Annotated in this window: 26 protein-coding genes; 16 read left to right on the forward strand and 10 right to left on the reverse strand. The window is 45.2% G+C overall.

All coding sequences use genetic code 11. From position 1 onward, the window contains the following. Position 1 precedes the first annotated feature (1 nt). From ACV3PA_RS11460 to ACV3PA_RS11475, 4 genes are all read left to right on the forward strand, one after another. A complete protein-coding gene (locus ACV3PA_RS11460) occupies positions 2-247 on the forward strand; it encodes a GNAT family N-acetyltransferase (protein ID WP_456125968.1) in 246 nt (81 codons plus the stop codon). A 25-nt stretch (positions 248-272) separates the two neighbouring features. Beyond that, positions 273-1,076 (forward strand): hypothetical protein, encoded by an 804-nt coding sequence (locus ACV3PA_RS11465; protein ID WP_456124811.1) that lies wholly within the window; start codon positions 273-275, stop codon positions 1,074-1,076. Between the two features lie 13 nt (positions 1,077-1,089). After that, complete coding sequence (locus ACV3PA_RS11470; protein ID WP_456124812.1) at positions 1,090-1,437, forward strand: hypothetical protein; 348 nt, start codon at positions 1,090-1,092, stop codon at positions 1,435-1,437. Positions 1,438-1,526: 89 nt separating this feature from the next. Then, positions 1,527-1,808: a hypothetical protein gene (locus ACV3PA_RS11475; RefSeq protein ID WP_456124813.1), complete on the forward strand. Its 282-nt coding sequence runs from the start codon at positions 1,527-1,529 to the stop codon at positions 1,806-1,808. Positions 1,809-1,865: 57 nt separating this feature from the next. On the opposite strand, the gene ACV3PA_RS11480 is transcribed toward ACV3PA_RS11475, so the two are convergent. Continuing rightward, positions 1,866-2,048: a hypothetical protein gene (locus ACV3PA_RS11480; RefSeq protein WP_456124814.1), complete on the reverse strand. Its 183-nt coding sequence runs from the start codon at positions 2,046-2,048 to the stop codon at positions 1,866-1,868. Between the two features lie 128 nt (positions 2,049-2,176). Next, positions 2,177-2,812 carry an NAD(P)-dependent oxidoreductase gene (locus ACV3PA_RS11485; RefSeq protein WP_456124815.1) on the reverse strand — a complete coding sequence of 212 codons (636 nt, stop codon included), beginning with the start codon at positions 2,810-2,812 and terminating at the stop codon, positions 2,177-2,179. A 162-nt stretch (positions 2,813-2,974) separates the two neighbouring features. On the opposite strand from ACV3PA_RS11485, the gene ACV3PA_RS11490 reads away from it, so the two are divergent. The 3 genes from ACV3PA_RS11490 to ACV3PA_RS11500 all read left to right on the forward strand — a co-directional run bounded on the left by ACV3PA_RS11490 (position 2,975) and on the right by ACV3PA_RS11500 (position 4,178). Continuing rightward, on the forward strand, positions 2,975-3,406 hold the full coding sequence (locus ACV3PA_RS11490) for an Rrf2 family transcriptional regulator (RefSeq protein WP_456124816.1): 432 nt from the start codon (positions 2,975-2,977) through the stop codon (positions 3,404-3,406). Positions 3,407-3,499: 93 nt separating this feature from the next. Beyond that, a complete protein-coding gene (locus ACV3PA_RS11495; RefSeq protein ID WP_394679510.1) occupies positions 3,500-3,709 on the forward strand; it encodes a helix-turn-helix transcriptional regulator in 210 nt (69 codons plus the stop codon). Further along, the gene (locus ACV3PA_RS11500) at positions 3,702-4,178 is read left to right on the forward strand and encodes a DUF6773 family protein (protein ID WP_456124817.1); all 477 of its coding nucleotides are present in this window, start codon (positions 3,702-3,704) and stop codon (positions 4,176-4,178) included. The genes ACV3PA_RS11495 and ACV3PA_RS11500 overlap by 8 nt, the downstream gene beginning before the upstream one ends. Positions 4,179-4,231: 53 nt before the next feature. Here the strand turns inward: ACV3PA_RS11500 and ACV3PA_RS11505 are convergent, their stop codons facing one another. The 3 genes from ACV3PA_RS11505 to arr form a co-directional block, all read right to left on the reverse strand. Next, complete coding sequence (locus ACV3PA_RS11505; protein ID WP_456124818.1) at positions 4,232-4,408, reverse strand: hypothetical protein; 177 nt, start codon at positions 4,406-4,408, stop codon at positions 4,232-4,234. 104 nt (positions 4,409-4,512) lie between these two features. Then, positions 4,513-5,043 carry a hypothetical protein gene (locus tag ACV3PA_RS11510; RefSeq protein ID WP_456124819.1) on the reverse strand — a complete coding sequence of 177 codons (531 nt, stop codon included), beginning with the start codon at positions 5,041-5,043 and terminating at the stop codon, positions 4,513-4,515. Beyond that, complete coding sequence (gene arr, locus ACV3PA_RS11515; RefSeq protein WP_456124820.1) at positions 5,036-5,437, reverse strand: NAD(+)--rifampin ADP-ribosyltransferase; 402 nt, start codon at positions 5,435-5,437, stop codon at positions 5,036-5,038. The genes ACV3PA_RS11510 and arr overlap by 8 nt, the downstream gene beginning before the upstream one ends. A 199-nt stretch (positions 5,438-5,636) precedes the next feature. Here arr and ACV3PA_RS11520 point away from each other — a divergent pair, with 199 nt between their 5' ends. The 6 genes from ACV3PA_RS11520 to ACV3PA_RS11545 all read left to right on the forward strand — a co-directional run bounded on the left by ACV3PA_RS11520 (position 5,637) and on the right by ACV3PA_RS11545 (position 10,211). Beyond that, the gene (locus ACV3PA_RS11520) at positions 5,637-6,167 is read left to right on the forward strand and encodes a hypothetical protein (protein ID WP_456124821.1); all 531 of its coding nucleotides are present in this window, start codon (positions 5,637-5,639) and stop codon (positions 6,165-6,167) included. A 153-nt stretch (positions 6,168-6,320) separates the two neighbouring features. Next, positions 6,321-6,740: a MarR family winged helix-turn-helix transcriptional regulator gene (locus ACV3PA_RS11525; RefSeq protein WP_456124822.1), complete on the forward strand. Its 420-nt coding sequence runs from the start codon at positions 6,321-6,323 to the stop codon at positions 6,738-6,740. 19 nt (positions 6,741-6,759) lie between these two features. Next, positions 6,760-7,182, forward strand: coding sequence for a MarR family winged helix-turn-helix transcriptional regulator (locus ACV3PA_RS11530; protein WP_456124823.1), 423 nt, complete (start codon positions 6,760-6,762; stop codon positions 7,180-7,182). Positions 7,183-7,267: 85 nt separating this feature from the next. Continuing rightward, positions 7,268-8,044, forward strand: a complete 777-nt coding sequence (locus ACV3PA_RS11535; RefSeq protein WP_456124824.1) for a hypothetical protein — start codon at positions 7,268-7,270, stop codon at positions 8,042-8,044. A gap of 213 nt (positions 8,045-8,257) precedes the next feature. Continuing rightward, positions 8,258-8,788 (forward strand): PH domain-containing protein, encoded by a 531-nt coding sequence (locus ACV3PA_RS11540; RefSeq protein ID WP_456124825.1) that lies wholly within the window; start codon positions 8,258-8,260, stop codon positions 8,786-8,788. Then, positions 8,757-10,211, forward strand: a complete 1,455-nt coding sequence (locus ACV3PA_RS11545; protein ID WP_456124826.1) for a PH domain-containing protein — start codon at positions 8,757-8,759, stop codon at positions 10,209-10,211. Before ACV3PA_RS11540 ends, ACV3PA_RS11545 begins: the two co-directional genes overlap by 32 nt. Before the next feature lie 65 nt (positions 10,212-10,276). On the opposite strand, the gene ACV3PA_RS11550 is transcribed toward ACV3PA_RS11545, so the two are convergent. The 4 genes from ACV3PA_RS11550 to ACV3PA_RS11565 all read right to left on the reverse strand — a co-directional run bounded on the left by ACV3PA_RS11550 (position 10,277) and on the right by ACV3PA_RS11565 (position 13,998). After that, complete coding sequence (locus tag ACV3PA_RS11550; RefSeq protein WP_456124827.1) at positions 10,277-11,266, reverse strand: DUF2268 domain-containing putative Zn-dependent protease; 990 nt, start codon at positions 11,264-11,266, stop codon at positions 10,277-10,279. 148 nt (positions 11,267-11,414) lie between these two features. Next, positions 11,415-12,206 carry an ABC transporter permease gene (locus ACV3PA_RS11555; protein ID WP_456124828.1) on the reverse strand — a complete coding sequence of 264 codons (792 nt, stop codon included), beginning with the start codon at positions 12,204-12,206 and terminating at the stop codon, positions 11,415-11,417. After that, positions 12,203-12,997 (reverse strand): ABC transporter permease, encoded by a 795-nt coding sequence (locus tag ACV3PA_RS11560; protein WP_456124829.1) that lies wholly within the window; start codon positions 12,995-12,997, stop codon positions 12,203-12,205. The genes ACV3PA_RS11555 and ACV3PA_RS11560 overlap by 4 nt, the downstream gene beginning before the upstream one ends. Next, the gene (locus tag ACV3PA_RS11565) at positions 12,994-13,998 is read right to left on the reverse strand and encodes an ABC transporter ATP-binding protein (protein WP_456124830.1); all 1,005 of its coding nucleotides are present in this window, start codon (positions 13,996-13,998) and stop codon (positions 12,994-12,996) included. Before ACV3PA_RS11565 ends, ACV3PA_RS11560 begins: the two co-directional genes overlap by 4 nt. Before the next feature lie 142 nt (positions 13,999-14,140). Here ACV3PA_RS11565 and ACV3PA_RS11570 point away from each other — a divergent pair, with 142 nt between their 5' ends. The 3 genes from ACV3PA_RS11570 to ACV3PA_RS11580 all read left to right on the forward strand — a co-directional run bounded on the left by ACV3PA_RS11570 (position 14,141) and on the right by ACV3PA_RS11580 (position 16,445). Continuing rightward, positions 14,141-14,524, forward strand: a complete 384-nt coding sequence (locus ACV3PA_RS11570) for a hypothetical protein (protein WP_456124831.1) — start codon at positions 14,141-14,143, stop codon at positions 14,522-14,524. Positions 14,525-14,681: 157 nt separating this feature from the next. After that, positions 14,682-15,767: a GGDEF domain-containing protein gene (locus tag ACV3PA_RS11575; RefSeq protein WP_456124832.1), complete on the forward strand. Its 1,086-nt coding sequence runs from the start codon at positions 14,682-14,684 to the stop codon at positions 15,765-15,767. 66 nt (positions 15,768-15,833) lie between these two features. Beyond that, positions 15,834-16,445, forward strand: a complete 612-nt coding sequence (locus ACV3PA_RS11580) for a YdeI/OmpD-associated family protein (RefSeq protein WP_456124833.1) — start codon at positions 15,834-15,836, stop codon at positions 16,443-16,445. Here ACV3PA_RS11580 and ACV3PA_RS11585 read toward each other — a convergent pair. Further along, positions 16,434-17,324, reverse strand: coding sequence for an ABC transporter ATP-binding protein (locus ACV3PA_RS11585; RefSeq protein ID WP_456124834.1), 891 nt, complete (start codon positions 17,322-17,324; stop codon positions 16,434-16,436). The two genes, ACV3PA_RS11580 and ACV3PA_RS11585, sit on opposite strands and share 12 nt — an antisense overlap. Position 17,325 lies beyond the last annotated feature (1 nt).

The following is a 17,325-nucleotide window of genomic DNA, read 5'->3' on the forward strand; positions in this document are numbered from 1 at the left end:
TATCGAGAATATCGCTGTCAAACAAGCGTTTCGTAAACATGGCGTCGGACACCAACTGCTCGCCGCTGCGACGAACTGGGCACAACAGCACGAGTTGATCGGTCTGTCACTTGAAGCACAAGATGATAATTTGATTGCTTGCCGCTTTTACGTGCGAGAAGGCTTTGTACTTGGTGGTGCCGATAGCCTCAAACAACATGCCAATCCACAAATCAATCTAACGCTATATTGGTACAAATTATTCTGAACGTCAGCCAGAAAGGATTTGTTTCATGTTGTCTATCGTAAAGAACAGTTTCATTACTACGATCTTATTTGCTTTCTTTTATACACTCATTGCCGGACTGGAGATGGGGAATCCGTCGAAATACAGCACTTCGCTCACAGATTTTTTCATAATTGGTTTGCTGTATAGTGGTCCAGTCATCCTGATTGGCGCATTTCTGACGGATGGTCTTCCACGCATCCTGTTCCGTTCAAGCGTTTCGTTCGTACAACGAATCATCCTCAACCAAGTCGGTGCTCTATTTGCCAGTGTCGTCCTCTATCTGCTGATGCAGCCCGATCATTTTTCGTTCTATTTCGTCTTGTTCTGTTCTGGTGTAGCGCTGATCTATCTCATCGTATCGGAGTCGGCGCGGAAGTATCCATCGCTCATCCCGTATCTGTTCGGCTGGTTCGGTCGGATCGCCCTTAGCTTCTTTTTATTTCTTAACTTGTTTGGGTCGATGACGACGATGGTGCCTTTTTTATCCCACACGGTGCAGTTGGTCAATGAGTATTTGGACGCTGTTGTGCTTGTATTCGTCAGCGGTATCGTGATGGCTGACGTTCTCTTATCTATCCGCTTCGCGAAGCGTTCGCTACCGTGGACGACGCATCTACTTGTTCATCAAGGGACCGTCTTTGTGTTCGCCGGCACGTCCCTTTTGTTCACCTCACTCCCTTCGTCACTGTTTATCGGAAACGCAGTCGCTGCTTTTTTATACGTGATGGTGACCCGTCTATTCATCGTCATGAAAACCGGAAAGGAGGAGCACCATGATCCGTCTGTCATTTCGCCTTCTGATGACTAATTGGATTTTTCTGATGCTTTATCAACATCTTCCGTACTCGCCACGACTCATGCCAGATACGGACGTCGGGTATTATCAAGGTATCTTTGAGACGTTGCTGTCGTTTGCGATCATCATCACGATCGGTGGCATCTTGACGGACGCGATTCGCTACTTCGGATTCCGCTCCCTTCCACTATCTTGGTCGACGCATCTGTTCCTGAATCAAGGCATCGCCTTACTACTTGGTGGGATCTTATTAATCGTATTCGACAGTCTGTTTCAAGCGCTTCTTTTTCAAGCGATTGCAAGTAGCGCCGCTTTCCTCTACTTTTTGATGACGCGATTGACGTTATTATATAAAGAAGAACGGTCTGTTTGAAATCAGACACTTTCTTACATTTTTGTTAGGTATGAAAGACGATCTAGGCTCTATACTGAATGTATCGCTCATTAAAGGAGACATGCTGCATGTTTCGTCAAAAATCAATTCTGTACTTACTGATTTTCTTGTCCTTCGGTTTCGCCTTCGATACGGTCACTGGATCGTCTCTCATTCCGTTCGTCGAACCCCTTCATCTCTTGATTGCCTCACTTGCGTTGACGATCACGACCGCCTGTTTAACCCTGTTCTTTCTGTTCTACCAAGGCGTTCGTCCGCACCTTGAATTACTGATCGTCCTCCCCTTTTTGATTTTGACGAGCGGCATCACGTTCCTCTTCGTCTTCTTAAGTGCAACGACGGTCATTTAACGTTACTAAAAGCCCGTCTCCTTCGAGGAAGCGGGCTTTTGGGTCGGAATATGTACTTCATGGTTTAGCGTGAAGATCCAGCAAAGGATCAGTTTCACTCGGCCAACTGATCTGTCCCGCATAATGATCCTCAATCGTTGCGACCGGTTCCGAATGTTCGAAACGAGACGGTTGCGTCGATGTCGTACAGACGATCAAGACGGCTAACAGACTGATGATACTAAAGCATCGTCGCATCATAGTTTAAACTCCTTTAATTGTTTCTCCCTTCATTTTAGTTGAACACCATTACTGCGCCATCCGTCCTCCGCTGTATCTCGTACTCCGTCCATCAAAAAAGACCGACTGCGTAAGTCGGTCTGACACTGTCATCCTTGTTCGCCAACTACCGAGAACCGTTCGTTGAGGTGCTTCGCGTTTTCAATCTCATCCAACACAGCAATCGCGTAATCTGCATAGCTGATATAACTCTCGCCTTTCGCGTTCAGAATCATCTGCTCGCCACCGACTGTATACGCTCCTGTTCGCTGACCGCTAGGATCAAAGAATCCAGCTGGACTGAGATATGTCCACGTCACGTCTTGCTGTCCTTGCAGTTCGATCAAGTTTTTCCCCATGTTCGATGCTGTCGGATAATAGGCTTCCGGGAAATCCGGTGTTTCCATGACGCGTGTCGAGTGACTCTCGTCAACGAATAGGCTTCCGGCACCACCGACGACGAATAGTCGTGTCTTGCTTCCTGCTAGCAAATTGATCAAATGACGACCGACTTCGATGTGTTTTGTTTCCTCACCTGGTGCAGCATTAAACGCATTGACAACAACCTCAAATCCGTTCAAATCATCTTTCGTCAGTGCTAAGACATCCCGTTCAAGAATCGTAACATCTGCCGTCACTTTTGCCGCATTGCGGACGATCGCCGTAACGTCATGTCCTCGATCAATCGCTTCTTGTAAAATCAATTGCCCTGCTTTTCCTGTTGCGCCGATGATTCCAATATTCATGATGATTCCTCCTTTTGATATGTAACTAATTTGATTACATGTAACCAATATTGTTACAAATAAATTATTTGTCAACTTCGATGCTCTTATTCCCCGTTTCTTGCCAAATGAAAGATACGACGTATAATGAGAGAACAATGTTTTATAAAGGAGGGTCATCCGTTGGCCATCAGTACACGTTTTTCCGTCGGCATCCACATTCTCTCGTTGATCGCGACTGACGAGAAGATGACGTCCGACTTGATTGCCGGTAGTGTCAATACGAATCCGGTCGTCATTCGTAAGATCATGGGGATGTTGAAGAAAGCCGACTTGATCGAAGTTCGCCCGGGTGTTGCTGGAGCACGACTCGCTCGTCCGTTATCTCGCATCACACTGCTTGATGTCTACCACGCCGTCGCTGTCGTTCCGGATAAGGAACTGTTCGGCGTTCATACAACACCAAATCCAGATTGTCTGGTCGGACGAAACATCCAATCGACGGTCAAGCCGATCTTTGAGCTCGCACAATCCACGCTTGAGAAGGTGCTCGCTCACGTCACACTTGATGATATCGTTAGCGAAATCGAACAAAAAGAAGCATCGTCCTCATGAGGGGCGATGCTTCTTTTTGCAATATATACATTGCATATGTCATCTATATATGACATACTAGATGAGGGAATATTTGTAAAGGAGTGGATAGATATGTCTACATCGTTAAGTCCTATGAAGCAACTTCGCATGCAGCAAGGCTTAACACAAGGTCAACTAGCAGAGAAAGTGCATGTCACACGACAAACGATCGCCTTGATCGAAGCGAATAAATTCAATCCTAGTCTTCGACTTTGTCTAGATATTGCACACGCCCTACAAACAGATTTAAATACATTATTTTGGGAGGAACAGCATGAGTAAGTGGTTAGAATTCTTTGGTATTAAAAAGGAAACGGATGAACGCGTTCAACAACAGGATACAAAAGTATTTTTCGAAGCAGGGGTCTTCGTCCTCTGCTTAGCGATACTTGATATCGTCATTCGCGGGATGGTATTAGAGCGTCCGATAGCTGAGTGGGGATTTAGCTTTTTCATAATAGGAGCATATGTTATGTATGGCATCATTCGAATGGCATTCGCTGGAGTATACGATCAAGATATTTATGATGAGAGCTCCTTTAAGAAGAAAATGAAAAAACATACTGTAGAGCATTTGTTGATCAGCTTCTTCTTAGCCATCATCACGACGGTTCATGATGGTGTGCCACATGACCTAATGGGATGGATGGAGATACCCGTTAAGTTTTGTTGTGCTTTCTTAGCAATGCAGTTGTTTGAGTGGGTCTTGTCTCGTATCTCACTTCGAAAAATCAAGAAAGAACTTCAATAATACATGAATACATAGTGAAACGCATCGTCCTATACAGGATGATGCGTTTTGCATTACATAAGCCATTGATACAATAGATATCCTCCACCGAGGACGACAAGCACCGCGAGCATCTCAAGTCCGCGCATCCCGTCGTTTTGTCCACGGGGTACGGCACTACCTAAACCCTGATCAACACCATCGCGGAGATGATTCAGTGTTTGTTTCTTTTCTTGTTTAAAGCGAGACATTCGAACGCCCCCTTTTTACATATTATACCACCTTATATTCACCTACAGTATAGTATGCTAAAAAGAATACGTAGTAGTGTTTATTGTAAGTTTAATTCGTTTCCCTATTCATTTCGTAGTAACTCCATATACCCCATCTTTTCAACAGTCAAAACATCCTGCTCGAAGCGTTTGACAGAACGTTTCGATGCTTGGTCCTCTACTAAATTCGGATGACCGAAGCATACATTCAATATCGAATTAAGTTTCTCTGCGTCACCACCGATGAAATAGTGGGACATATATGTGCTGTCTTCTGAAGCAATGACGACGAAGGTCGCCATATCGAGCACCCCTTCGACATTTTCTGCTGACAGGAGTTTATCTTTTGAGAACGCTTCTTTGAAGTCATAACCATCGACAGAGCTAATCTTTCCTTTTAGCAAATCTAGGATTAATTTTCGATACACACAATAGACACCGCGAATCGTATCATATGGTGGAACGAACGGATCTTCCATGATCGTGATCAATCGCTCGTCGTCTCGATCTAGGCGAATGGCATGAAAGTCATCGACTAGTAGCTGATCAATAGCGGTCACGGTCTTTGGCTTGATCGATTCATCGTCCTGTACAGACATTCGTCTTTTAGTCAATGATTGTATCCTTCCCTTCTGCTCGTAACCGCTGAAGCGATGTTTTCATCGTCTCAATCTCTTCGTCCGTATGACGTTCCCACGTACCGAGTTCAGCGATGATTTTCACAGGTTCAGTCGAACGATAGGACCGGGTCGGATTACCAGGGAATCGTTTGTTCGTTAGATTCGGATCATCCTCATACGATCCGAGTGGTTCAACGAGATAAATGTGTTCTGGAGCGTCAGATCGTGCGAGCTCCGCTCCCCACTTTGCTGCATCAAGCGTTGCCGTAAAATAGACATGTTGTAGAGGTTGCTCCCGAAAATTTGAAGCATGTCCCGGCGTCAACACATCTCCGATTTGTAAAGTGACTTTCGTACCATGAAAAAATGGACCTTCGACTATCTTCATACTATTCGCCTCCTGACTTGTATATTCAGTATAGATAGTAGATTCATTGAGGTGTAGTCTGTTTCAAAATGAAATTTCACGGTATACTTATAACAAAGGAAGAGGATTTGTCGTCAGATTGTAACTCGTTTTTTGTCTACACGTCAGGCATGATGGGAATAGTCATTTTACATGTAAGTTAGGAGGTCATCCGTTCAACGTGAAGTTCTTTAAAGCTTTAGCGAAAACCGAAGAGGCTGTCTGGATTCCAGAAGCCGAGTGGCAAACCGTTTGTGAGCAAGAAGGACTGACCGTGCCGAGTCATCCACAAGAACAAATCGTTGGTCTCGCATATAATAACCAGCGTCAAGTCGTTGAAGTCACGCGTAATTTACGTCCACCGGCACTCAGTTATTACGTCACGATTCTTGAACCATCAAATAATCGATCACTCATCTCAAAACGTTCTTTCTTGACCGTTCTTCATGAACGGACCGAGCGCACTTCCCTTACGGAATACGGTACGTTTTGTTTGCTTGAAATCAACGTCCGAGAAGAAGGACTCGGTGAGCGTGGTCTACTTCTTGAATCATTGATCCATGACATCGAAAAAAAGTATACGCACTATGCGATCCGTGGTGATTATGCGACGATCACTTTACAAGGTCGCGTCTCGGATCAATGTTTTACGAAGTACGGATTCCGATTAATGGATTCTTATCTTACGCTATCAAACGGGTTTCCGTCCTAATTAGACCTGACATGTTCAGGTCTTTTTTGTATGGATTCCTCACAATGATGGGAAGTGATGGGTTTCCATTCAAACTAGTAGCACGACATATTTTTAATATGGTATGGTAAAAGTAATTCATCAGCAGTATATTCTATATTTAAGAGGTTCCCCATGACAACAACGACAGAAACATATCCCATGGCATGCTGGCAGACGATTTCGACGTATCATAATCAACAAATCAAGCACGTCAACGCATTCTTGAAACATTGGGATCTATCCCATACGAATCTTGAAGTATTGCGTTGCCTACAGACGACCTCATGTACGAGCCAGAAGGAAATCGCTGAACGAATCCAAGTGACCGATGGTACGATTTCACACGGAATCAAACGACTGTTCGAGCGGCAACTGATCACCCGTAAGCGGAAATGGAAGACGAACTATCTTCTGTTGACGGATAAAGGAACAGCCATCCTTCAAGAAGTGTTGCCCGCCTATGAACGTTTTCAACAGCAGCAATTCGCCGCCTTGACGGCTCGACAACAGGAAGAATTAATCCGTTTCTTTGATAAGCTCAATCCCGCATGACAGAAGAGGAGGAAAAAAAATGACCTTCACATTCGAATCTTCGATGCAGCACTGGAACGCCATTCAGCGAATCCACGGCCGTTATTCGAAAGAAGTCAACGATGTACTTAAGCCAAAAGGACTCTCGAAGTCGCAATTCGATTTACTGATGACGTTGTATCATCAGGAGAGTGCTACACAAAAATCACTCGAACGAACGCTTGAGCTCTCAAGTGGTGCCATTTCGCAAACCGTTAAGAAACTACTGGCAGAGCACCTCGTCATCCGCAAACGGATCAATCGAGAAAAGCGGATTCTGTTGACAGAGGATGGCACAGCTCTCGTTCAACAATCAGCGCCTGAGATCGAAGAGATTGACGATCGGTATTTCCGTGCTTTCTCAACAAAAGACCACGAAACGTTTGATCAATTGCTGCATAAGATGCAAAGCAATCATTTTTGATCGTACTTCCGATAACCGCGGACGCTTTTCTATCGAGGTGTCCGCGCTTTTTACATAGAGATACTAAAATGAAGGAGCAACAAAGATGACACATAGAGACGTATTATTAGAACGATTAGACGCAATTGGGCAAACGATTGCACAAACAGATGATGCGCTTATCCTGCTCGGACTCGGTTCTGTCGGTCAAGAACTCGAACGACTCGATGACTATTCGGACTTAGATTTTTTCGTCATCGCAAAACCTGGTAAAAAGGTTCGATTCATCGAACAACTCGACTGGTTAGAAAATGCACACCCTATACACTTTCAATTTCAGAATACGCAGGACGGACATAAAATCATGTTTGACGACGGCATCTATGCCGAATTCGCCATCTTTGAATTAGATGAACTTTCTGAAATCGCATTTTCCGCAGGTCGCATCGTGTGGTGCGATTCTTCCTTCGACGCATTTGAACGCTTAGTCCCGCAACCGCATATCAGTTCGAGCGAACATCCATCAATTGATTACGCCATCCATGAAGCGCTGACGAACCTATATGTCGGGCTCTGTCGCGAAGCACGTGGCGAAACATTATCAGCCTTTCGTTTGATTCAACAATTTGCTGTCGGTCAATTGCTATACGTTCTGTCCTCATTTGAAAAAGAGGAAGCGACATATGTTGATCCGTTTGCTCCAGAACGTCGGATTGAGCAACGTTTTCCAGAAATGGTTAACCGATTCTCAGAGATGATGCCAGGCTATTTACAAAATAAAACAGCTGCACTAGCAATTCTCGATTATATCGAACAGATTCATCCTGTCTCACCTGCCATGTCAACAACGATCCGTTCACTCGCCCGAACAGATACTACCTAAAAAACACGTCCGAATTTCCTAACTTAAAGGAGATTCGGACGTGTTTCGTTTATGATGAATCAACTTCAAAAGAATACTTCATTACAGTTTTGAAAGGAATAATATTCCTGTTATCGATAGGTTTGTTCTCCTATACATGATACCATTATTTTACATTATAATAATGAATCAATGACGTATCTCTACAAAGAGTATAGAAAGGAAGCCATATGAATGTATGAATTAAAAGAACCTACTCAAACTATCTCGAAAGACGCAATCAAAGTATGGCGATTGACCGATGCGTTGGTTTCCACTGCCGTGTTAATCGTATTGATTGGTCTGCTATTCGTCGATACGTACTATCAGTGGTCCAGCTGGATCGGGATCGTTCTCTATGTGTTGATTGCAGTGACGATCATTTCGGCTTTGATTGAGTGCACCGTATTACCTGTCTACCGGCAAAAGACATGGCGTTACGAGATTGATGCTCAGTGCATTCAATTAAAGCATGGTGCCTTCATGCGCAAGCATCTGATCATTCCAATCAATAAAATCTATTTCGTTAAGACATCGCAAGGACCGCTCAGTAAATACTATAATCTTGCAACAGTCAAAATTGGCACGATCGGTTACGTCCATGACATTTCGTCTTTACCACTTGCACAAGCAACGGAAATCACGCAGCGAATCACTGCCTTATCGGACCGTACGTCACGAAAGGAGCGAGCTGATGCGACAGGAACCATCCATGACTTCCTTTAAGCTCCATCCTGCCTGGATTCCGTATCGCTTCGGCAGTGCCACGAAAGAATTCGTTTTCGTCGCTTTCATCATCTCTTTCTTGTTCCGCCGCTTATCCTTACCGCTGTTCTCTTGGTATGGATACACGGTGCTCGGTAGTTTCATTCTCGTGCGTCTAATCGGTCTCGTGTTGCAGTGGAAACACTTTACATATCAACTCGAGGAACAAGAGCTACTGATTGAAAAAGGGGCGTTCATGACAGAGAAAAAGCAGATTCCCTATGAACGGATCCAAGGGATTACGGAATACGAATCGTTGTTTCATCGCGTGACGGGTCTGACGTCACTCGTCATTGAGACCGGTTCGGCGGATTCCGATGCCGACGTTCGTCTTGAGATGCTGTCAATACAAGAAGCAGCACAAATCAAGGAACTGATTGAGTCGATCGTTACACGCCAGCATGATCCTGAGGCACTACCAGAAGTCGCAACGACCATGCTAGTGCCAAATCAAGAACAATACGCGATTCAATTCAAGGAGATTGCGCTGGCTTCGCTGACGTCACTCAGTCCGTTGTTCTTTTTCTTTCTTCTCTACTCTGTTTATCGAGAATTAAGTCGTTTTCTTGAGCTCGATGATATCATCAATTCGATTGTCAGATTCAGTACCCAATCTAACGTCATGCGTGTTTCGATGATTGGAATCTTGATCATCCTTGCTCTCAGTTATGGTGTCTTTCGGAATTATCGCTTATATTCTGGCTTTCGCATTGATGCAGATCAACGCTTGATTCAGATTGAAAAAGGCTGGGAGAGCGTTACGCGCTTCTCGATTCAAAAAGACCGGATTCAAGCCTTGACGATGCGGAGTCGTTTCATCCATCAGTTACTCGGAATCAGTCAAGTCAAGATGATCAGTTCGATTGATCCCGAGCAACAAGACAAAAACACGTCTGCCGTTTTGTTCCCGTTCATCCAGCGTTCAAAAGCGCTCGACTTGATCCCGAAAATGTTACCTGATTTTCAAGTGGTACTTCGGACGCTTACGATTCCTCAACTGGCAATCGTCGTAAAATTATGTCGGACCGTCTTGTTATGGGGTATCGTTCCAATTTGCATATGGTTCATGTTCCCGAGCTTACGTTTTCTTGCCGTGTTGATCTGCTTTGCTATCATCACGTCACAAATCTTGAGTCGCCGCTTCAGTACATATACGATGAGTCCGACATTGCTACACTTCCATCAAGGGGGACTCGCCCCTCTTACGTACTGGATGCGCCGTGATGGCATCGAACGACTCAAGCTGTCCGAGTCTTACGTGCAACAACGTCTTGGTCTTGCAACCGTCACCGTCACCTTACATGCGACTCCAGCAAAGGAAGTACGGATCACGGATGTTCCGATTGAATGGGCGAAGCATTGTCAAAGATGGTATATCGAATGAATCAATCTTGAAGTACAATAAATAGACCTGTCAGCTTCTTTATGCTGACGGGTCTATTTTTGGAATCAAAGAAGATCATTTTTATACTTGTAATCCTTTAAGATCGTTTCCGCGTCTTTAGTCGTCCAATCTGCTATCGATTCTGAAGGATGTTTTTCAAGATATGCGTCCATGATATCTTTACCCAATCGATACATACTCCACAAAGGTACATCCTTATCCTTATTTCCGTCCATGATATCATCTTGCGTTAACTCGCCATTTTTCATTAAACGTAGAACATGCTGTTTCGTCTCTTCTTCTAATGGCTCGACCCATGCTGGTGTCACACCTTTGACGACGCGTTTCGCGAACTGATCCGCCTTCCCTTCAAGGAGGAGTGAATGGATCAGTGGACTGGCTTCATCTTCTAAAGAAGTATCTAGCTTCATTCGATCATATAAAGCAGTGTGGTGATACTCATGGGCTACTGCATAATCCAACATTTTCTTATCGTAGTCAGCAGTAAGGAATAAAACGAAGCAATCTCTAGTTGCTAATCCTGCGACCCCTCCCATGACATCGATACGCTCCATGAATTCCGAGTTAACAGGCACGATGAAAATCGTATTCGTTTGTTTAGGTAATGCCCGATGTGAAGCAGTATAACTTTTCTCAATGATTTTTTTGATCTCTGTATCTTGTTTCATCAGCTCTTTCGTCCGACTCACTAACTGTTCTTTATACTCAGTTGCTTGTAGCATAAAATAACTTTTCAAATATGTTAGATCGAGATTTTGTTGCTCAGCGATTTCATCGATGTAACCTAAGACATGTTTAAGATAACTGTTCGTGTTGTCGTCTGAGTTCCCTGTCTGCATCGCTTCTTCTAAGTACTGATTGTATTGTGTATAGAGCGGAACAATCTTGACCTGATCATCTTGCCCCATCTTGATCGTCTTGTTTTTAATCATTTCGTCATTCGATGAAAAGAAGTTTTCTGCCCTTTCCCAAACGGTACACCCCGATAAGGTAACCAACATCAAACAGAGTAATACGAGCACTCTTTTTTTCAATGAAACCCCTCCCTCAGATTTACGTCTCAATCTTTCATACTGTTATTTAATAACAAAAGTTTCATATTTTATACAAAAAATCTATTTCTAAATCGCTATACACAAAAAGAACCTTGAAGCGTCCTATCACTTCAAGGTTCTTTTTACTTCATGACCCTGTACTCGCAAATGCCTTTAGTCCGAACAACCAGAACCGATAGGCAATCAGACAGGCGATGATCGCGACGAGTGGTGTCGCAAGAGCCATCGCTCCGTACCCTCTTCCTTCAAAGAAATACATTGCTGGATAAAAGGCAGTAAATCCGAACGGGATGATGTAGGTCAAGACGAACATTAATACTTTCGAGTAGATCGTCATCGGATAACGAGCAAAGTCACTCAGACTGAAGACTGCTGAGACGACCGGCAGACTATCGACCATCCAGAACGAGAACGTCGCAAAAAACAAGTTGATCGCGATGTAAAGCAGTCCGCTCGAAAGAACAAGGATGACCAACATCAAAAAATCACCGAAACTCCAGACCATGTTTAACTGCTCTGAGGCAATATAGAGCACTCCACCACCAATCAACAATTGACCAAATCCGTCTTGTTGGACCCGCTCAGCGATGATTTGAAACAGTGGATTGACCGGGCGCATCAATAATCGATCCAGATTACCGGTCCGGATGTATTGCCAGCCGATCGTCCAGAGGTTATCAAAGAAAATATGATGCAAAGCACGTCCTAAGAAGGCGATTCCGTAGATGAATAAGATTTCATAAAAATCCCAACCGTTTAGCGTCTCGATATGCTGAAAGACGACCGACAGGAAAAAGAGTGAGGCGAACTGTTGACCAAAGACCGACAGGACTCCAATCAGAAAATCAATCCGGTATTCCATCATGACCTTAAAATGACTTTTAGCATACAACCAGTAGAGTTTTATGTATCGTTTCATCCGCCGAACACCGTCACTTTCCGAATCGCAAGCGCGAACGTGACACGTAACAAGACAAAGAACCCAATCAACCAACCGATTTGTACGAGTAATGCTTGCAGGATGCCGCTTGCACCGATTTCTCCCGTATAAATGGCGACCGGAACGTAGACGAGCGAAGCGAACGGTAAGTAGAGACTGATCGTTTGAAACCAGTCCGGAAATAACGTCAACGGAACGATTGCTCCAGACATGATCGTGATGACGGCGTCTTGTAAGACGGAAAGTCCCCAAATGTTGACGGTATAAAAGGCGAAGATACCGACGAGTAAATCAATCAGTGTTGCGAGTAAGACGGCAAAAATAACACTGCCGACGAAAGCGAATCCAGTTAGCCACGACTGTGGTCGATCCACACCGATAAACAGGATCGAGACAAGGACGAGTGGCAGGATCGAGCGGAACAAGACCGAGACTTTTGAGCCGATATCTTGCGCGAGTAATTTATCGAGCAAATGATACGGACGCAGCAACTCGATCGCGATTGCCCCTTGTTTAATCATCCGGGCGAGATCGCGTCCAGCACTGCCACGAAACTGATCGATCATCGTCGCGAGAATCGCATAAGTTAGCATTGTCGACAGTGAGATGCCGGAGACGTCCGTTTTATTCGCGTAAACGGCTTGCCAGAAGAAGTAGAGAATGAACAGTCGCATCGTCACGCTGAACATGCTGGCCCAGTACCAAGCGGTGTAGGCAAGATCGACCTTGATTTGTGACCGCATCAACGCGGTATATTTTCGTAGCCTCATGCGCTGATCCCCGCTTGGTACAGTTTTCGGATTAATGTCTCCATCTTCGGTACGGAAACGGAGACGTCCCGGACCGCATACAGGGAGACGATTTCCTTGATGACTTGACCACTCGACAATTCGCGGTCGTCAAACGCGAGCTCATACGTCAGATCATCCGTCGTAAATAAGATCACGCGATGTCTCAACGCCGTAGGTAAAGTAAACGACACCGGTTCTTCGAGTGTAATCCGAAGCGTCCGCTCATGGCTAAATGACTCCTTCAACTGATCGATCGTATCGTCATAGATGATACTCCCGTCGTCAAGGACGATCACTCGATCACAGACTTCCTCGATGTCCTGCATATCGTGCGTCGTCAAGATGACAGTCGTGCCCCAACGGTCACTCATCTCGCGGATGAAGTGACGGATCGTCTCCTTGATCTCGATATCAAGCCCGATCGTCGGTTCGTCGAGATAGACGACTTTTGGTCGATGCAGGAATGCTGCTGCTAATTCACAACGCATCTTTTGACCGAGCGACAGTTGCCGGACCGGTACGTCAAGGAGCGGTGCTAACTCTAGCTTCTCTCGAAACCACGCAAGCGTTTCGTCAAACTCCGTTTTCGGCACTTGATAAATTTCCTTCAGTAGTTCAAACGATTCTTGGACCGGAATGTCCCAGAACAGTTGTGTCCGCTGACCGAAGACGGCACCGATTTGCGACGCGTTCTTGACTCGGTCGGCATGTGGATCAAGTCCAAATACCCGAACGCTTCCCGCATCCGGACGTAAGACACCAGCAAGCATCTTGATCGTCGTTGATTTTCCGGCACCATTGAAGCCGATATAGCCGACGCGCTCTCCCGCTTCAATTGTCAAATCAATTCCTTTGACCGCCTCTTTCGTCCGGTAGGTCCGACGAAACAGTGCCTTGATTGCTCCGCGCAGTCCTGGTTCCCGTTGTAGGATCTGATAGTGTTTCGTCAGTCCCGTTGCTTTGATGGCAAATGGTTGCATGTGTTCTCCCCCTTTTTGTGCAAACGCTTTCTGAAAAAGTAGTATACCAGAAAAACCCAAGATTCTTCCAACTCTTTTGAAAATTTTTCTCGATATTCTGACGAAGTCGCGTAATAATAGATGAAAAAGGAGTGGTCAGACCATGATCTTACGTCATATGACACATCGCCATCACATGAAATCCATTGTGACACGCAGCGGATTGTCGCCAGCATTCCAAATCGATGCACCAGAAGGCTCGATCGCGTTTGAAGTCAATCCACCAAACGATGTCTATCGCACTCATTTCCACCAATTGAAAACAGACTGGGCGGACGGTGACGTCGTAACGCTTGAATTCGACGGGGAGCGAATGCAAGCTGCTGGATTCGAGATTCTACAACCGGAAGAAAATACCCGGAGCCAACAGGCTGAACGATTAGCCGTGCCACTCGGGGAAATCGGCGCCTATGCATTCATTCGTAATTTCGTCTCACTCGATTTTTTAACGGAATCGTCACGTGAACAGGTGTCAGAATATTATTAATTCCAAACATGTATTCTTTTGAATGCTTTTGAAAGATAGGGCAATCTTGATACTTTCAGTCTACTTTTGGGTAAGATTATTTTAGATAAATAAATTTTCACAAAACGAATCATTTTTTTATAGTTATTTTTCGACACTCGCGGAGAGGATCACGAACATGTGGCATACACTAAATCATCTTATCCTTAACATTTCCTTGCTCTTCTTTTTCGTGTTAATTTCGTTATTTTTCTTTAAACGATTCCGATTTCATAACACGCTAGACAGTTGGTTGAAGAAAAATCTATTAGTACTGGTTCTTGCACTAGGTGCTGGCTACTGGGTCATCCTCAATGCCATCACCTATCAGGGATTTCGATTTGATTTATCAATTACATTGATCGTCATTGCCTTCATCTATGGCGGCATCAGTAGCGGCTTCATCACAACACTCGTCTTCGCTGCCCTTCAACTATTTGTCTTTCCGTCAACCGACGTGATGTGGCTCGTTTTGACGTACCTGATCATCAGCATCGTCGTGCTTTATTTACAGAACGAAGCACCTGACCGATTCATCTCGTTTCCAATCATTTTCGGTATCGCACTCATTCTCTGTTTACCATACGTCCATCACGTCCGACCGAATGACGTGACTGCGATATCTATCTTTCTCATCGGCAATGGCTGTGCTGGACTTCTGTTGCATAGCATTCTGCATCAAGTCCGGTGGCACTTCAATCAAGTCCGCATGCATCGCCGTCTCGCTTTGACGGATACGCTGACAGGTCTTGATAATCGGCGCCGTTTGGAAGAAACCGTCCAGCGCTATAAATCACAACAGATGAATTTTTCGATCATGATTATCGACGTCGATCATTTCAAACAGGTCAATGATACATACGGTCACGACCGGGGCGATCATATTTTACGTCAAATCAGTGCCTTGCTTACGTCCTATTGTCCCCCTTCTTGTGTGCTCGGACGATTTGGTGGCGAGGAGTTCATGATGCTGTTGCCGGATCATTCGTTACCGGAGACGCGACGACTTGCAGAACAAATCTGTGAAGCCAGTGCCAAACGGACGTACGAGCTATCCGCAACGGAACCACTTCAAGTAACGCTATCGATTGGTGTGTCTCGACAAACCAACCAACCGTCCGAGACGCATAATTTTCTACAAACGATCCAGCAAGCAGATGCTGCTCTTTATCAAGCGAAAAAGAGTGGTCGAAATTGTGTCTTTCATCATGACCCGTTATGTTGAAAAAAAGTGAAATCCTCCCTCGTATAACGCTAAGGGGGGATTTCACTATGGAATGGAGGAACGAACATGGAGATCACAGACATCTTACGGTTCACTAATCGCGCGGACTTTCGACAGTGGTTATCGGAACACGCGGAACATAAGTCATTTTGCTGGGTGATCCTCAGTCGAAAACAAGCCGGAGATGGTCTTCTCTATCTCGATGCCGTCGAGGAGGCACTTTGCTTCGGCTGGATCGACGGGATTACAAAGAAAACCGAAGACGGTGAACTTGCGCAACGCTTTACACCACGCCGCCCGAACAGTAACTGGACTGAACTCAATAAAGAACGTGTCCGTCGCTTGGAACGTCTCGGTTTGATGCAACCGTCCGGTCGACAAATTTTACCGGACATGTCTCCTGAAGCATTCGTCATTGATGAAGTGATTCAGGCACGTCTACAGGAAGATCCGATCGTCGATGAGAATTTTAACAATTTCCCGGAGCTCTATCGCCGCATCCGGATCGATACGATTCAAAGTGTGCGCAAAGATCCGGTTCTCTACGAAAAACGTCTGCAGACCTTAATTGAAAAAACGAAACTGAATCAGATATACGGTCAATGGAATGATGGAGGTCGTCTATTCGTTGAAAATCATTCGACAACGGAAGTGAGCCTCTTTCCTTCAGACAGCTAAGAAAATCTCTTCTAACGATTGGCGTTCGATGTGTACTTCATACACTTTTATGTCTTGCTTCGCGAGCATGACGAGTAACTCCGGAATATCCTCTTCGGTCGGTAGATTGAGCCGTGTATGTTCATCCGTTTGCGACAATTCATGAACGTCATTCGGAAGATGCGATGGCTCTAGCTGTGGAACAGTTCGAATGCGGATCTGAACTTCCTGCCCGATCGCCTCTTGCAACGATGCAACGGTTCCGCAGCGCACAATTCGTCCCTCTGCCATGATCGCGACGCGGTCACAAATCTTTTCGATTTCGTTTAAGTTATGCGAGGTCAAAAAGATTGTTTTGCCGTCGGCTTTTAACGCGAACAACAGTCGCTGGATATCGATTGCGGACTCTGGATCAAGACCAGATGTCGGTTCGTCTAAAAAAAGCAATTCTGGATTTCCGACGAGTGCTTGTGCGATACTGATTTTCTTCTTCATCCCAAACGAGAAGCTCCCGATTTTCTGACGCTCCGTCCCGCTTAATCCGACCCGACCGAGTAGTTCTAGGACTTCGTTTTTGCTGACGTGGATGCCGGATAAACCTGCCATATATTCAAGAAACGCACGCGCTGTCATCTCATGATAGAGATTTGATGTATCCGGCATGACACCAATCCGGCGTTTGATCGCATCCAGTCGATCAGCAGGTTCACCGAGCAGCGAGACGGTTCCAGCTGATGCTTGCGTGATCCCAGTTAGAATCTGAATCAATGTCGATTTCCCGGCACCATTGCGGCCTAAAAAACCAAAGATTTCTCCCTGCTCGACTGTCAGATTTACCTCGCGTAAGACTTCTTTTGCATCGAACGATTTCGTCAATCCTCTTACTTCAATCGCATTCATA

This window comes from Exiguobacterium sp. EA-TM-5, from assembly GCF_053878415.1.

Coding starts and splice junctions, on each gene's coding strand:
- ACV3PA_RS11465 (WP_456124811.1), top strand. CDS start 273: ATGTTGTCTATCGTAAAGAACAGTTTCATTACTACGATCTTATTTGCT.
- ACV3PA_RS11470 (WP_456124812.1), top strand. CDS start 1,090: ATGCTTTATCAACATCTTCCGTACTCGCCACGACTCATGCCAGATACG.
- ACV3PA_RS11475 (WP_456124813.1), top strand. CDS start 1,527: ATGTTTCGTCAAAAATCAATTCTGTACTTACTGATTTTCTTGTCCTTC.
- ACV3PA_RS11480 (WP_456124814.1), bottom strand. CDS start 2,048: ATGATGCGACGATGCTTTAGTATCATCAGTCTGTTAGCCGTCTTGATC.
- ACV3PA_RS11485 (WP_456124815.1), bottom strand. CDS start 2,812: ATGAATATTGGAATCATCGGCGCAACAGGAAAAGCAGGGCAATTGATT.
- ACV3PA_RS11495 (WP_394679510.1), top strand. CDS start 3,500: ATGTCTACATCGTTAAGTCCTATGAAGCAACTTCGCATGCAGCAAGGC.
- ACV3PA_RS11500 (WP_456124817.1), top strand. CDS start 3,702: ATGAGTAAGTGGTTAGAATTCTTTGGTATTAAAAAGGAAACGGATGAA.
- ACV3PA_RS11505 (WP_456124818.1), bottom strand. CDS start 4,408: ATGTCTCGCTTTAAACAAGAAAAGAAACAAACACTGAATCATCTCCGC.
- arr (WP_456124820.1), bottom strand. CDS start 5,437: ATGAAGATAGTCGAAGGTCCATTTTTTCATGGTACGAAAGTCACTTTA.
- ACV3PA_RS11525 (WP_456124822.1), top strand. CDS start 6,321: ATGACAACAACGACAGAAACATATCCCATGGCATGCTGGCAGACGATT.
- ACV3PA_RS11530 (WP_456124823.1), top strand. CDS start 6,760: ATGACCTTCACATTCGAATCTTCGATGCAGCACTGGAACGCCATTCAG.
- ACV3PA_RS11535 (WP_456124824.1), top strand. CDS start 7,268: ATGACACATAGAGACGTATTATTAGAACGATTAGACGCAATTGGGCAA.
- ACV3PA_RS11540 (WP_456124825.1), top strand. CDS start 8,258: ATGTATGAATTAAAAGAACCTACTCAAACTATCTCGAAAGACGCAATC.
- ACV3PA_RS11545 (WP_456124826.1), top strand. CDS start 8,757: ATGCGACAGGAACCATCCATGACTTCCTTTAAGCTCCATCCTGCCTGG.
- ACV3PA_RS11555 (WP_456124828.1), bottom strand. CDS start 12,206: ATGAAACGATACATAAAACTCTACTGGTTGTATGCTAAAAGTCATTTT.
- ACV3PA_RS11560 (WP_456124829.1), bottom strand. CDS start 12,997: ATGAGGCTACGAAAATATACCGCGTTGATGCGGTCACAAATCAAGGTC.
- ACV3PA_RS11565 (WP_456124830.1), bottom strand. CDS start 13,998: ATGCAACCATTTGCCATCAAAGCAACGGGACTGACGAAACACTATCAG.
- ACV3PA_RS11570 (WP_456124831.1), top strand. CDS start 14,141: ATGATCTTACGTCATATGACACATCGCCATCACATGAAATCCATTGTG.
- ACV3PA_RS11575 (WP_456124832.1), top strand. CDS start 14,682: ATGTGGCATACACTAAATCATCTTATCCTTAACATTTCCTTGCTCTTC.
- ACV3PA_RS11580 (WP_456124833.1), top strand. CDS start 15,834: ATGGAGATCACAGACATCTTACGGTTCACTAATCGCGCGGACTTTCGA.
- ACV3PA_RS11585 (WP_456124834.1), bottom strand. CDS start 17,324: ATGAATGCGATTGAAGTAAGAGGATTGACGAAATCGTTCGATGCAAAA.